The sequence below is a fragment of the Streptomyces sp. NPDC004435 genome (assembly GCF_042873895.1).
In the GTDB taxonomy this organism is placed as follows: Bacteria; Actinomycetota; Actinomycetes; order Streptomycetales; family Streptomycetaceae; genus Streptomyces.
This window is the reverse complement of sequence record NZ_JBIAMB010000001.1, coordinates 1-13016: the sequence shown is the minus strand read 5'-3', so window position 1 is coordinate 13016 and position 13016 is coordinate 1. Positions and strand designations below refer to the sequence as shown.

Genomic DNA, 13016 nt, shown 5'->3' with positions numbered 1-13016 from the left:
AATTCGCCACCCTGAGACCCCCGTCCGGCCCTCCGCTCAGTCCCGCAGGAGGTCCGGGACGCCCGCCTCGTCCGGCAGGTCGCGCTCCCCCGCGAGCACCGTCAGCGCCTGCGTCGAACGGGTGAGGGCCACGTACAGGACGCGCAGGCCCGCCGGGGACTCGTCGGCGATCTCGGCCGGGGAGACGACCAGCGTGGCGTCGTACTCCAGGCCCTTGGCCTCCAGCGAGCCCAGCGCCACCACCCGGTCGCCCAGGCCGTCGAGCCAGCGGGCCGCCTCCTTCCTGCGGTCCATGGCGACGACCACGCCGACCGTGCCCTCGACCTCGGCGAGCAGCCGCTCCGCCTCGGACCGCACGGTTCCAGCCGTGTCGCCGCCCTTGCCGACGGCGACGAACCGCGGCTCGACACCGGTCGAGCGGACCGCCCTCGGCGACTCCTTGCCCGGCATGGCGAGCGCGAGGACCTTGGCGGCCAGCTCGGCGATCTCGGCAGGGTTGCGGTAGTTCACCGTCAGCTCGAAGCGGCGGCGCGGCCGGGAGCCCAGCGCCTCGTCCCGGGCGGCGGCCGCCTCGTCCGGGTCGGACCAGGAGGACTGCGCCGGGTCGCCGACGATCGTCCAGGTGGCGTGCCTGCCGCGGCGGCCGACCATCCGCCACTGCATGGGCGTCAGGTCCTGCGCCTCGTCGACGATGACGTGGGCGTACTCGGTGCGCTCGGCGGCGAGCCGCTCGGCCCGCTCGCGCTGGGTCTCCTCCCGTACCGGCATCAGCTCCTCCAGACCGGTCAGCTGGTCCAGCGGGTCGTACTCCCGCTTCCGCTTCGGCCGGGCCGGGGCGCCGAGCAGGGTGTGGAGCTCGTCGAGGAGGGCGACGTCGTGGACGGAGACGCCCGGGCGGCGCAGCGAGCGGGCGATCCGGCGGACCTCGCCGGGGTTGAGGACCCGGCGGGCCCAGCGGCCGAGCCGCTTCTCGTCGGCCATGGCGTCGAGGACCTGGCGCGGGGTCAGCTCGGGCCACCAGGCGTCGAGGAAGCCGATGAAGGCGTCCTCGGTGGAGACGTCCTCGTCGAAGGAGGAGCGCAGCTCGGCGGCGAGCTCGGGGTCGCTGTGCCGGCCGGCGGCGCCCGAGCGGGCGTAGAGGGCGTCGAGGAGGAGCCTGCGGGCGCGGGGCCTCAGCAGGTTGACGGGCGCGGTGCCGGAGAGCACGTTCTGCCGGATCCGCCGCAGGTCGCCCTCCTCCAGTTCGAGGCGGCGCCCGAAGGCGACGACGCGGAGCAGCCTCGGCGTGTCGGGCCGGTCGAGGGCGCCCCGGGCGGCCTTGCGGAGCACGGCGAGCATCCGCGAGGAGCCCTTGATCCGGGAGACGGCGGGCTCGTCGTACGCGTCGGCGACGGCCCCGGCGGCGTCCTCGGCGAGGTCGCCCAGCGCCCGGATGGCGACCTGCCCCTCCTCGCCGAGGGAGGGCAGCACGCCCTCGGTGTAGGAGACGAGCAGCGGGGTCGGCGAGACGATCAGGATGCCGCCGGCGTACCGCCTGCGGTCCTGGTAGAGCAGGTACGCGGCCCGGTGCAGCGCCACCGCGGTCTTCCCGGTGCCCGGACCGCCCTCGACATACGTGACGGAGGCGGCGGGCGCGCGGATGACGAGGTCCTGCTCGGCCTGGATGGACGAGACGATGTCCCGCATGGTGTGGCCGCGGGCCTGTCCGAGGGCGGCCATGAGCGCGCCGTCGCCGATGACCGGCAGCTCGGCGCCGCGGAGGCTCGCCTTGAGCTCGGGGCGCATCAGGTCGTCCTCGACGCCGAGGACCCGGCGCCCCTTCGACCGGATGACCCGGCGGCGGACGACGCGGCCCGGCTCCACGGGGGTGGACCGGTAGAAGGGCGCGGCGGCGGGGGCGCGCCAGTCGATGACGAGCGGGGAGTAGTCGGCGTCCAGGACGCCGATGCGGCCGATGTGCAGGGTCTCGCCGATGTCGGCGGTGTTGTCGGCGCGGATGGCGTCGTCGGCGGGCTCCACGGACGTGTAGGCCCCGTCGGGTCCCTTGACCCCGTCCTTCCCGTCCAGGAGGTCGATCCGCCCGAACAGGAAGTCCTCGAACTCGTTGTTGAGCCGGTTGAGGTGGACTCCGGCACGGAAGACCTGGGCGTCGCGCTCGGCGAGGGCGCCGGGCGTGCCGACGTGTCCCTTCTTGGCGGCGTCGTTCATCAGGAACTCCGCCTCGTGGATCTTCTCCTCCAGGCGGCGGTAGACCTGGTCCAGATGTTCCTGCTCGACGCCGATCTCACGGTCTCTGACCGTGTCGACGGCTTCCTGCGCGGCCACTAAGGCCCCCTTCTGACGTGCACTGGGCAGCCGTCAAAGGTACGCCACCGGTGGCCGCCGTGTCAGGCGAGGGGCGGCGCCTGATCGTGCAGGATCCGCTGGAAGAGGTGGTGGTCGCGCCACGCGCCGGCGATGTGCAGGTACCGGGGGGCGGTCCCGATCCGCTCGAAGCCCGCCTTGGCGAGGACGCGCTGGGAGGCGTGGTTGTCGAGCATGGTGGACGCCTCGATCCGGTGCAGCCCCAGCGTGTCGCGGGAGGCCCGCAGGACCTCCTCGGTGAGCGCCGTGGCGATGCCCCGCCCGTTGTACTCCCCGTCGACCCAGTACCCGAGGCTGGCGCTCCGGAACGGTCCGAGCACGATGCCGGAGAGGATGGCGGCGCCGACGATCCGCTCCCCGTCCACGGCGAACCACCGCCGCCCGCCGTCCGCCAGCCGCTCGGCCTGGGCCTCGGCGGTGTAGTACCGCTCGGCCCGGACGGGCTCGTAGGCCCGCATGTGCGCCCGGTTCCGCGTCAGCGCGTCCGCGAGCGCCTCCGCGTCCCCGTCCCGGGCCTCCCTGATCGCCACCCCGTCACCCATACGCCGTACGCTACCGCCCGCCCGTCCCGGCGTCGTCGGCCAGCGGGTCCAGGGAGAGGCGGTAGCCGCGCTTGACGACCGTCTGGATGAGCTTGGGGGTCCCGAGGGAGGCACGCAGACGGGCCATCGCCGTCTCGACGGCGTGCTCGTCCCGGCCTGCCCCCGGCAGCGCCCGCAGGAGGTCCGCGCGGGACACCACCCACCCGGGCCGCCGGGCGAGCAGTCCGAGCAGCGCCATCCCGGCGGGCGGCACCGGCCGGAGCGCCCCGTCGACCAGCACCGCGTGGCCACGGATCTCGACGCGGTGCCCGGCGACCGGCAGCACCCGGGACCGCGCGGGCAGCTCGGTGCAGAGGAGCTGCACGAGCGGCCCGAGCCGGAACCGTTCGGGCTGGTACGTGGGGACGGCCTCGGCCTGGAGGGGCAGCGCCGTCACCGGCCCGACGCAGACCGCGAGCACCTCGTGCCGCAGGGCCTCGACGACCCGCTCCCGTACCCCCCGCTCCGCCGCCCGGGCGAAGAGCGACGCCGCGGCCGGCGCGCTGGTGAAGGCGACCGCGTCGACGGAGCCGGCGGTCACCGCGTCGATGAGCCGGTCGAGCGGCCCGATGTCCTCCGGCGGCATCCACCGGTAGACGGGCACGCCCACCACGCTCGCCCCGGCGGTGGTGAGCGCCTCGACGAAGCCGGGGAGCGGTTCGCCGTGGAGCTGGAGGGCGATCCGCCGCCCGGCGACGCCCTCGGCGAGGAGCCGGTCGAGGACCTCGGCCATGGACTCGGACGAGGGCGACCAGGACTCGGTGAGTCCGGCGGCCCGGACGGCCCCCTTGACCTTGGGCCCGCGGGCGAGGAGTTCGACCCCGCGGAGGGTGTCGAGGAGCTCGGTGCCGCACCCCCAGCCCTCGGCCGCCTCGACCCATCCGCGGAATCCGATCGCGGTGGTGGCGACGACGACGTCCGGCGTGTTGCCGATGATCTCCTTGGTGGCGGCGAGGAGTTCGGTGTCGTCGGCGAGGGGGACGATCCGCAGCGCGGGTCCGTGCACGACGGCCGCGCCGCGCCGGCGCAGCAGGGCGATGAGTTCGTCCGCGCGCCGGGCCGCGGTGACGCCGACGGTGAAGCCGGCCAGGGGTCCGTGTTCGTGCTGGTCCATGGGCATCGAGAGTGGCGCGGACGCGTGACGGTCGGGGTTCACGCGTATTTCCTGGTCGTTACGGTACGCGCCCGGCACCCCGCCTCACACCTTCGCGTATCCGGGCCGCGTCTCCGGCTCCTCGGCGCCCTCGGCGGTGTCGGGCACCACGGGCGGGCGGCGAAGGTATACCGCCCAGGTGACGATCATGCAGGCGGCGTAGAAGGCGAGGAAGGCGACGAAGGCCGCGGTGCCGCTGCCGGCGGTCTGGAAGGACTGGCGGAAGGCGAGGTTGATCCCGAGGCCGCCGAGGCCGCCGACGGCTCCGATGAGGCCCATGGAGGCGCCGGAGAGCCGTCGTCCGTACGCCTCCGCGGTCTCGCCGCTCAGGCCCTTGCGGTGCCCCTGGGCGAGGAAGATCGCCGGGATCATCTTGAAGGTGGAGCCGTTGCCGAGGCCGCTGAGGACGAAGAGGGCGATGAAGCCGACGAGGAAGACGCTCAGCGACTCGATGACGGAGGCCCAGATCACGATGCCGGTCGCGGCGGACATGGCGGCGAAGGTGGCGAGGGTGATGCGGGCGCCGCCGTGCCGGTCGGCGAGGGAGCCGCCGAAGGGGCGGATGAGGGAGCCGAGCAGGGGGCCGACGAAGGTGAGCGAGGCGGCCTGGAGCGGGGTGCGGCCGAACTGGGTCTGGAGGACGAGGCCGAAGGCGAAGCTGTAGCCGATGAAGGAGCCGAAGGTCCCGATGTACAGGAAGGCCATGATCCAGGTGTGGCGGGCCCGGACGGCCTCGCGGAAGGCGCCGGTGTCGTTCTTCACGGGCGTGAGGTTGTCCATGAAGAGGGCGGAGCAGACGGTGGCGACGATGATCAGCGGCAGGTAGACGCCGAGGACGATCCTCGGGTGCATCGCGCCGGCCGTGCCGATGACGAGGAGGCCGACGAGCTGGACGACGGGGACGCCGATGTTGCCGCCGCCGGCGTTCAGGCCGAGCGCCCAGCCCTTCTTCCGGAGCGGGAAGAAGGCGTTGATGTTGGTCATGGAGGAGGCGAAGTTGCCGCCGCCGACGCCGGTGAGGGCGGCGACCAGGACGAAGGTGGAATAGGAAGTGCCGGGTTCCATCACGGCGAAGGCGAGGCCGGTCGGGAGCAGGAGCAGCAGGGCGCTGAAGACCGTCCAGTTGCGTCCGCCGAAGCGGGCGACGACGAAGGTGTACGGGATGCGGATCAGCGCGCCGACGAAGGTCGCGGTGCCGATGAGGAAGAACTTCCCGGCGGCGTCGATGCCGTACTCCGGTCCCATGAAGAGGACCATCACCGACCACAGGCTCCAGATGGAGAAGCCGATGTGCTCGGAGAGGACGGAGAAGACGAGGTTGCGCCGGGCGATCCGCTCGCCCTTCTCCTTCCAGAAGGTCTCGTCCTCGGGTTCCCAGACGTCGATCCAGCGCCCGCGCATCTCGCACCTCCACGGTGTCGGATCCGGTGCCGGATCCTGGTGCCCCCGACCCTAAGGAGGACGCGTTTCGGCCCGGTGCCGCAAGGTGACGTCGGCGGAACCTTGCTCTCACCCGGACGAAACGCCCCGTGTGAGTCGCCGCCGTGTGAGTCGCCGCCATGGGCGGGGGCGGGCGGGCTACGCCGGCACTCCCGGCTCCCGCGCCGGCAGCCAGGAGCCGGACGGCCGGTCGCGCCAGCCCTCCCGCTCCCCCAGTTCGGCGGCGGCCGCGCGGAGGGCGTCGAGGGCGGGGTGGCGCAGGCCCTTGCGCCAGACGAGGCTGACGGGCGAGAGCGGGACGGGGTCGACGAGGGGCCGCAGGACGCAGCCGGGCATGGGCGGGAATCCGACGACGGCGAGGACCGGGTGCCGGTGCTTGGCCATGATCCGCTGGAACTCCTCCGTGCCGACGGCGAGCGGCGCGGGCGGCGCGAGGTGGATGCCGCGCCCGTCGAACAGCCGGACGGCCAGGTCGGTCCACTCGGGGGTGCGGTCGTTGCCCGCGCCGGCGTAGAGGTGTTCGCCGGCGAGCCGGCCGAGCGGCACCTCGGGCAGGGCGGCGAGCGGGTGGTCCTCGGGCAGGACCACCGCCATCGGCTCGTACCGCACGAACTGCGCGTCGAGCCGGGCCCGCAGGGAGGGCGCGAGCCCGCCGTACCGTCCGAAGGAGGCGTCGAGCCGCCCGGCCAGGATCTCCCCCGCGGCGCCGGTGAGCCCGGACTCGAAGCGGGCCATCAGCTCCTGCTCGGGGGCGAGTTCGCGGGCGCGGCGCAGGATGCGGTCGTGGACGAGGCCGGGTGAGTTGAGGTCCACGAGGAGCGGGCGGTGCTCGGTCCGGAAGGCGTCGCGGAGCGCGTCGTGGGCGTCGAGGACCCGGCGGGCGTACGGGAGGAGCCGTTCGCCGTCCGGGGTGAGCGCGACCTGCCGGGTGGTCCGCGCGAACAGCGGTGCGCCCACCTCGCGTTCGAGGCGCCGGATGTCCCGGCTGAGCGCCTGCTGGGCGACGAAGAGGCGGCTCGCGGCGCGGGTGAAGTGGAGCTCCTGCGCGACGGCGGTGAAGGCGCGCAGCAGCCGGGGGTCGATGTCGTACGGTGTGGCCACCCGCCGCATTCAACAACACAGGTGCGTGAATGGCGACCGTACAGGTGTTGGACGGTTCCGGCGGACGGGCCGGAGCCTGGTGCCATGCCGCACCAGCTTCTCGTCCCCACCCCGGCGGGCCCGGGCCTGGCCCCTCGCTACCGGGAGCGCCCCGCCGCGCTCCCCCGCAATCCCTACCTCCGTCTCTTCGCCCTGCCCGGTACGCGCGCCTTCACCGCCGGGAACCTGATCGCCCGGCTGCCCTCGGGGATGTTCGGCATCAGCGCGGTGATCATGATCTCGGCGGCGTACGACTCCTACGCCCTGGCGGGCGCGGTCACCGCGACCGGCCTGGTGGCGGGGGCGCTGACGGCGCCCCTGGTCGCCCGGCTGATCGACCGGCACGGACAGCGGCGGGTGGCCGTACCGGCCGCCGCGTTCGCCGTCCTCGGGCATCTGCTGCTCCTGCTGTGCGTCCGGGGGCACGCGCCCGCGTGGGCGCTGTTCTGCGCGATCCTGCCGACCGCGACCACCCCCAACTCGGGCGGCATGTCCCGGGCCCGCTGGGCCCACCTGCTGCGCGGCGACCCGGCGTCCCTGCACACGGCGAACGCCTTCGAGCAGGCCGCCGACGAGCTGTGCTTCATGCTCGGCCCGGTGCTCGCGGCGGTGGTCTGCTCGGGGCTCTTCCCGCAGGCGGGCACGCTGATGGCCGCCGTGCTGCTGCTGACCGGTGTGCTGCTCTTCACCGCGCAGCGCTCGACCGAGCCGCCGGTCGCCCCGCGCATCGCGGCGGGCTCACCGCTCCGCGCGCCGGGGATGGTCCCGCTGCTCGTGGTCTTCCTCGCCACGGGCGCCATCTTCGGTTCGCTGGAGGTGACCGCCCTGGCGTTCGTGGACGGTCCGGTCGCGGGCCCGGTCCTGGCGCTCCAGGCGGCGGGTTCCTGCGCGGCCGGCCTGCTCTACGGCCGGGCCCGCCGCACCGCCGGCCTGCGCACCTGCCTGCTGGCGATGACGGTGGTGATGACGGCGCCGCTGCTCGCGGCCCGGACGGACTCCCTCCTCGCGCTGGCCGCCGGGCTTCTGGTGGCGGGCATGGCGACGGCGCCCACGATGGTCACGGGCATGGCCCTGGTCCAGCGGCTGACCCCGCCCGCGCAGCTGAACGAGGGCATGACCCTGGCCGTGACCGCCCTCCTGGCCGGAGTCGCCACCGGCTCCGCCACCGCCGGCTGGACGGCGGACCACGCCCCGGACCCCGTCCTCGGCTTCGCCCTCCCGGTGACGGCGGCGGCCCTCGCCCTGACCCTGTGCGTGGCGACCGGCGTCGGCCGCCCGGCGCGGAGGGGGACGCGGAAATGACAGAGGCCCGGCGGTCGCTCGCGCGACCACCGGGCCTCTGCCCACATGGGATGAGTGGAGATGGCGGGAATCGAACCCGCGTCCAACGGTGCGGAATCAGGGCTTCTCCGTGTGCAGTCTGGTACGAGTTTCTCAGCCCTCCGGATCACCCAGACAAGTCCGGAACGGGCTCAGTCACTGTTTGATTTCCCTCTTCACCCCGTGACCGGGATCAAGGTTTAGTCCCCTTCATGATGCCAGGATCCGGGTCGGGAACAGCCCCGGGCTGACACTTCGCAAGTCGCTACTTAGGCAGCGAGGGCGAAGGAATCGCGCTTGGTGTTGGCGATTATTGGTTTCGGCGCGTGGTTAACGAGATCATTGCCGCTTCCTCGACACGCTTCCCCTGCTTCGACATCCGCTGTCGAAACCGATCATCCCCATGTTGATTTTTCAATCCGCGCACCCTCTGTGGGGTGCGTGGCCCATCGTACGTGACCCGCGGCCACGGTTGCCAGCGATTAACCCGCCTGGGCCCGCTGGCGCCGCTTCGCGGCCGCGATCGCCCGCGCGGTCTCCCGCGTGTCCTGCTTCTCCCGGAGCGTCTGGCGCTTGTCGAACTCCTTCTTGCCCTTGGCGAGCGCGATCTCGCACTTCACCCGGCCGCCCAGGAAGTACAGCGCGAGGGGCACGATCGTGTGACCGGTCTCCGACGCCTTCTGCGCCAGCTTGTCGATCTCCGCCCGGTGCAGCAGCAGCTTCCGCTTCCGCTTCGCCGAGTGGTTGGTCCAGCTGCCCTGCATGTACTCGGGGACGTGGATGTTGTACAGCCACGCCTCGTTGCCCTCGATCTGGACGAAGCCGTCCACCAGCGAGGCCCGCCCCATCCGGAGCGACTTCACCTCCGTACCCATGAGCGCCACGCCCGCCTCGTACGTGTCGAGGATGAGGTAGTCGTGGCGCGCCTTCTTGTTCTGCGCGATCAGCTTGCGCTCGGGCCCCTTGTCCTGGGCCTTCTTGGCAGGCTTGCCCTGTACGTTGACGAGTCCCTTAGCCATAGTGCGGTCATTTTCGCACTAGGAGCCCCCTCCGAGGCCACTCAATACCGTGCGGGCCCGTTCCTCCGCCCCTTCGTCGGCCGGCAGGTCGGGTGCGATGCCCCGCCCGTCCACGTCGTGCCCGGCGGGGGTGCGGTAGTGGCCCACGGTGAGCTCGGCGACGGAGCCGTCGGGCAGGGTGCTCGGCATCTGCACCGAGCCCTTGCCGAAGGTCCTGGAGCCCACGGTGACCGCCCGCCCCCGGTCCTGGAGCGCCCCGGTGAGGAGTTCGGCGGCGCTCATGGTGCCGCCGTCGATCAGCGCGACCAGGGGCCGGCCGGTGTCGCCGCCACGCTCCGCGTACACGGACCGCTCCTCGCCCTCGACGTCGTACGTGGCGACCAGACCGCCGTCGAGGAAGGCGGAGGCGGCGACGGCCGCCTCGTCGACCAGTCCGCCGGAGTTCCCGCGCAGGTCGAGCAGGACCCCCGCGCCGGCCGGGGCGGTGCGGACCGCGTCCCGCACCCGGTCGCCGGCGCCCTTGCTGAAGGCGGCGACCCGGATGACGACGGTCTTCGGGTCGGGGCGGGAGACGGTGACGGGGTCGGTCGCGAGCCGCTCCCGGCGCAGGGTCTGGGTCCAGGTCATGCCGGACCGGCCGACCCTCAGGGTCACGGCGGAGCCGGGCACGCCGTCGCCGCGCAGCAGCGAGACGACCTCGGAGACGGACAGGCCGTCGGTGGCCCGCCCGTCGACGGCCAGCAGCAGGTCGCCGGTCCGCAGGCCGGCCCGTTCCGCGGGCCCGCCGTCCCTCACACGAGTGACCCGGACACAGTCACCGCTGCCGCCGCTGCCGCCGCTGTCGCCGTCATCGTCATCGTCATCGGAGGACGTACGCGTCCTCCCGTTCCCCGCCGACCCCGCGGACCCCGCGGAGAGGCCGACGCCGGTGTAGGCGCCGTCGAGGGACTGCTCGAACTCCGCGTACTCCCGCGGGTCGTAGACGGCGCCCCAGCGGTCGCCGCTGCGGCTGACGAACTCCTCGGCGGCCTGCTTGCCCGACTTGCCGTCGGCGACGGCCTCGGCGGCGGCGCGGTGGAGGGCCGCCCGGTCGTAGGCGGCCCGGTCCCCGGCACCGGCACGGGGCTCGGGCCCGGCGTCCTCGCGGGGCAGCGCGCCGGTCGCGGCGGCGGTGGCGAGGACTCCGGCGAAGACCAACGTGAGAACGGCCCCGCGGACGAGACCGCGGGGCCGGAGACAGAGGGGCGCGGGGCCGGCCGGCATGCCGCCCACTCTAGGACAAGGCGGCGGCGCACAGAGGCTTTGGCCTCAGGACGCCATCCGCTCCCGGAGGTCTCTTCTCACACCTTCAGGTACTTGCGCAGCGCGATGAAGGCGGCCACGGACGGCATCAGCAGGCCGATGACGATCACCAGCGGCAGCTGGGCGAAGACCACGTCCCAGCCGATGAAGTTGACCAGTGGCATCTGCTCGGCGAGGTTCAGGCCGTGGTCGACGAGGAAGTACCGGCCGGCGAGGAGCAGCACACAGGCGAACGCTCCGCCGATCAGACCGGAGAACGCGGCCTCCATGATGAACGGCATCTGGATGTAGAAGCTGGAGGCGCCGACCAGCCGCATGATGCCGGTCTCGCGGCGCCGGCTGAAGGCCGAGACGCGGACCGTGTTGATGATCAGCATGAGCGCGATGACCAGCATGAGCAGCATCAGCGCGACGGCCGCGTAGTTGACGCTCCGCATCATGTTGAAGAGCGTCTCCAGGATGGAGCGCTGGTCCTGGACGGACTCGATGCCGTCCCGGCCGGCGAAGGCGGTGGCGACCACCTGGTACTTCTCCGGGTCCTTCAGCTTCACCCGGATCGACTCCTGCATCTGGTCCGGGGTGATGACGGAGGCGATGGCGGTGTCGCCGTACTGCTCCTTGTAGTGCTTGAAGGCTTCCTCGGCCGTCTCGTGGATGACGTTCTCCACGATGTCCATCTTCCGCAGGTCGGCCTGGATCTGCTCGCGCTGCTGCTTGGTGACGGCGCCCTTGGCGCACTTCGGCGAGCCCGCGGCGTCCGTCTTGTTGCAGAGGAAGATGGAGACGTTGACCTTGTCGTACCAGTAGTCCTTCATCGTGGAGACCTGCTCGCGCATGAGCAGGGCACCGCCGAAGAGGGCCAGCGACAGGGCCACGGAGACGATGACCGCGAAGGTCATCGTCAGGTTGCGCCGGAGACCGACGCCGATCTCGGAGAGCACGAACTGAGCGCGCATGGTGTTCTGGTTCCCCCGCCGTCAGTGCTGGTAGCCGTAGACGCCGCGCGCCTGGTCGCGGACGAGGCGGCCCTTCTCCAGCTCGATGACGCGCTTGCGCATCTGGTCGACGATGTTCTGGTCGTGGGTCGCCATGACGACGGTGGTCCCTGTCCTGTTGATGCGGTCGAGCAGCTTCATGATGCCGACGGAGGTCTGCGGGTCGAGGTTGCCGGTGGGCTCGTCGGCGATCAGCAGCATCGGACGGTTGACGAAGGCGCGGGCGATGGCGACGCGCTGCTGCTCACCACCGGACAGCTCGCCCGGCATGCGGTCCTCCTTGCCGCCGAGGCCGACCAGGTCGAGCACCTGGGGGACGGCCTTGCGGATCTCGCCGCGCGGCTTGCCGATGACCTCCTGCGCGAAGGCCACGTTCTGCGCGACGGTCTTGTTCGGCAGCAGGCGGAAGTCCTGGAAGACGGTGCCGAGCTGGCGCCGCATGTGCGGCACCTTCCAGTTGGACAGCCTGGCGAGGTCCTTGCCGAGGACGTGCACCTGCCCTTGGCTGGCGCGCTCCTCACGCAGGAGCAGCCGGAGGAAGGTCGACTTTCCGGAGCCGGACGAACCGACGAGGAAGACGAACTCCCCCTTCTCGATCTCCAGGGAGACATCCCGGAGCGCGGGGCGGTTCTGCTTCGGATAGGACTTGGAGACGTTGTCGAATCGGATCACGAATGCACCACGGTCGGCCGGGAGTAGGTGTGCGTGACCTTACGCGAACCGGGAAGCCCCGCGCAGTCGCGGTCCTGGCTTGCGTGCTTTATCCTTTTTCGCCGTTCGGGGCGGAAGAGAGGCGTTCGCCGCCGGGGCGCGCCGGAACCTCGCGGAGCTGGCAGAGTGGTAGGGGGAACGTCCGGATCGTGCCGGGCGTTGTCCTGGTGTGAGCCCCGTGCGGGAGGAGGAGAGCGTATGACCTACGACCGACTGGTGTGCGCCAACTGCGCGGCCCCGGTCGCCGAGGGTCGCTGCCCCGTCTGCAGGGCCAACCGCGAGCGCCTGGAGCCGCAGGGGCTGTCCCCCGCGATGGTACTGACGCTGGTGATCGCCCTGCTGGCGACACTGGCACTGCTGGCGGCGGTCCGCACGGTGTAGGTGTCCGCGGCCCCAGGGGTCGCGGAGGGCCCGCGGGCCGCACACGAGCCGGAACCGGTCGAAGGGCCGGGGAGGAAGCCTCCCCGGCCCTTCTGTGTGCCCGCTGGGTCGATCAGGCGGCGGCGCCGCGCCCGCCCGCGACGAGGCGCGGCAGGAAGCGGAAGCCGATGCCACCGGCGATCATGGTGGCGGCGCCGATGATCAGGAACGAGGTCTCGGCCGCACCGGTCTCGGCGAGCTCCTCCTTGGCCTCACCCTGCTGCACCGGCTGGCTGCCGGCCTGCTGGGTGTCGGTGTTGTTGTTGGAGCCGGTCGAACCGTTGGAGCCGGTCGAGCCGTCGGCGACGCACTCGACGCCGTCGAGCTCGACGGTGCAGGTGCCGGAGCCGCCGTCGGTGGAGGAACCACCGTCGGTGGACGTGCCGCCGTCACCGCCGGCGTCATTACCGCCGTCACCGCCGGCGTCATTACCGCCGTCACCGCCGGCGTCATTACCGCCGTCACCGCCGGCATCGTTACCGCCGTCACCGCCGGCATCGTTACCGCCGTCACCGCCGGCATCGTTACCGCCGTCACCGCCGGCATCGTTACCGCCGTCACCGCCGGCATC

Annotated in this window: 12 protein-coding genes and 1 other RNA gene; 2 read left to right on the top strand and 11 right to left on the bottom strand. The window is 72.4% G+C overall.

Features of this window, described 5'->3' with window-relative positions:
* Window positions 1–36: 36 nt before the first annotated feature.
* The 5 genes from ACFYT9_RS00065 to ACFYT9_RS00045 all read right to left on the bottom strand — a co-directional run bounded on the left by ACFYT9_RS00065 (window position 37) and on the right by ACFYT9_RS00045 (window position 6639).
* Window positions 37–2325, bottom strand: a complete 2289-nt coding sequence (locus ACFYT9_RS00065; RefSeq protein WP_387274575.1) for a HelD family protein — start codon at window positions 2323–2325, stop codon at window positions 37–39.
* Window positions 2326–2387: 62 nt separating this feature from the next.
* Window positions 2388–2906 carry a GNAT family N-acetyltransferase gene (locus ACFYT9_RS00060; protein WP_389159928.1) on the bottom strand — a complete coding sequence of 173 codons (519 nt, stop codon included), beginning with the start codon at window positions 2904–2906 and terminating at the stop codon, window positions 2388–2390.
* Between the two features lie 10 nt (window positions 2907–2916).
* On the bottom strand, window positions 2917–4059 hold the full coding sequence (locus ACFYT9_RS00055; RefSeq protein WP_389159926.1) for a uroporphyrinogen-III synthase: 1143 nt from the start codon (window positions 4057–4059) through the stop codon (window positions 2917–2919).
* A gap of 84 nt (window positions 4060–4143) precedes the next feature.
* Window positions 4144–5499: a nitrate/nitrite transporter gene (locus ACFYT9_RS00050; protein ID WP_387274571.1), complete on the bottom strand. Its 1356-nt coding sequence runs from the start codon at window positions 5497–5499 to the stop codon at window positions 4144–4146.
* A gap of 177 nt (window positions 5500–5676) precedes the next feature.
* Window positions 5677–6639 carry a LysR family transcriptional regulator gene (locus ACFYT9_RS00045; RefSeq protein ID WP_387274569.1) on the bottom strand — a complete coding sequence of 321 codons (963 nt, stop codon included), beginning with the start codon at window positions 6637–6639 and terminating at the stop codon, window positions 5677–5679.
* 84 nt (window positions 6640–6723) lie between these two features.
* Between ACFYT9_RS00045 and ACFYT9_RS00040 the strand changes: the two genes are divergently transcribed.
* The gene (locus ACFYT9_RS00040; protein ID WP_389159924.1) at window positions 6724–7980 is read left to right on the top strand and encodes an MFS transporter; all 1257 of its coding nucleotides are present in this window, start codon (window positions 6724–6726) and stop codon (window positions 7978–7980) included.
* A gap of 52 nt (window positions 7981–8032) precedes the next feature.
* On the opposite strand, the gene ssrA is transcribed toward ACFYT9_RS00040, so the two are convergent.
* The 5 genes from ssrA to ftsE form a co-directional block, all read right to left on the bottom strand.
* Window positions 8033–8401, bottom strand: a transfer-messenger RNA (tmRNA) gene (gene ssrA, locus ACFYT9_RS00035).
* A 79-nt stretch (window positions 8402–8480) separates the two neighbouring features.
* Entirely contained in the window at window positions 8481–9017 is a 537-nt protein-coding gene (gene smpB, locus ACFYT9_RS00030) for an SsrA-binding protein SmpB (RefSeq protein WP_376604709.1), read from the bottom strand.
* A gap of 18 nt (window positions 9018–9035) precedes the next feature.
* Window positions 9036–10280 carry a S41 family peptidase gene (locus tag ACFYT9_RS00025; protein WP_389159922.1) on the bottom strand — a complete coding sequence of 415 codons (1245 nt, stop codon included), beginning with the start codon at window positions 10278–10280 and terminating at the stop codon, window positions 9036–9038.
* Window positions 10281–10357: 77 nt separating this feature from the next.
* Complete coding sequence (ftsX, locus tag ACFYT9_RS00020) at window positions 10358–11275, bottom strand: permease-like cell division protein FtsX (RefSeq protein ID WP_376604705.1); 918 nt, start codon at window positions 11273–11275, stop codon at window positions 10358–10360.
* Between the two features lie 21 nt (window positions 11276–11296).
* Entirely contained in the window at window positions 11297–11986 is a 690-nt protein-coding gene (ftsE, locus tag ACFYT9_RS00015; RefSeq protein ID WP_053648390.1) for a cell division ATP-binding protein FtsE, read from the bottom strand.
* Window positions 11987–12223: 237 nt separating this feature from the next.
* On the opposite strand from ftsE, the gene ACFYT9_RS00010 reads away from it, so the two are divergent.
* A complete protein-coding gene (locus tag ACFYT9_RS00010; protein ID WP_376604703.1) occupies window positions 12224–12406 on the top strand; it encodes a hypothetical protein in 183 nt (60 codons plus the stop codon).
* 112 nt (window positions 12407–12518) lie between these two features.
* Here ACFYT9_RS00010 and ACFYT9_RS00005 read toward each other — a convergent pair.
* On the bottom strand, window positions 12519–13016 hold a 498-nt coding region (locus ACFYT9_RS00005), incomplete at its 5' end, for an LPXTG cell wall anchor domain-containing protein (RefSeq protein WP_389159920.1).

Coding starts and splice junctions, on each gene's coding strand:
- smpB (WP_376604709.1), bottom strand. CDS start 9,017: ATGGCTAAGGGACTCGTCAACGTACAGGGCAAGCCTGCCAAGAAGGCC.
- ACFYT9_RS00040 (WP_389159924.1), top strand. CDS start 6,724: ATGCCGCACCAGCTTCTCGTCCCCACCCCGGCGGGCCCGGGCCTGGCC.
- ACFYT9_RS00050 (WP_387274571.1), bottom strand. CDS start 5,499: ATGCGCGGGCGCTGGATCGACGTCTGGGAACCCGAGGACGAGACCTTC.
- ACFYT9_RS00025 (WP_389159922.1), bottom strand. CDS start 10,280: ATGCCGGCCGGCCCCGCGCCCCTCTGTCTCCGGCCCCGCGGTCTCGTC.
- ACFYT9_RS00055 (WP_389159926.1), bottom strand. CDS start 4,059: ATGGACCAGCACGAACACGGACCCCTGGCCGGCTTCACCGTCGGCGTC.
- ACFYT9_RS00010 (WP_376604703.1), top strand. CDS start 12,224: ATGACCTACGACCGACTGGTGTGCGCCAACTGCGCGGCCCCGGTCGCC.
- ftsX (WP_376604705.1), bottom strand. CDS start 11,275: ATGCGCGCTCAGTTCGTGCTCTCCGAGATCGGCGTCGGTCTCCGGCGC.
- ACFYT9_RS00060 (WP_389159928.1), bottom strand. CDS start 2,906: ATGGGTGACGGGGTGGCGATCAGGGAGGCCCGGGACGGGGACGCGGAG.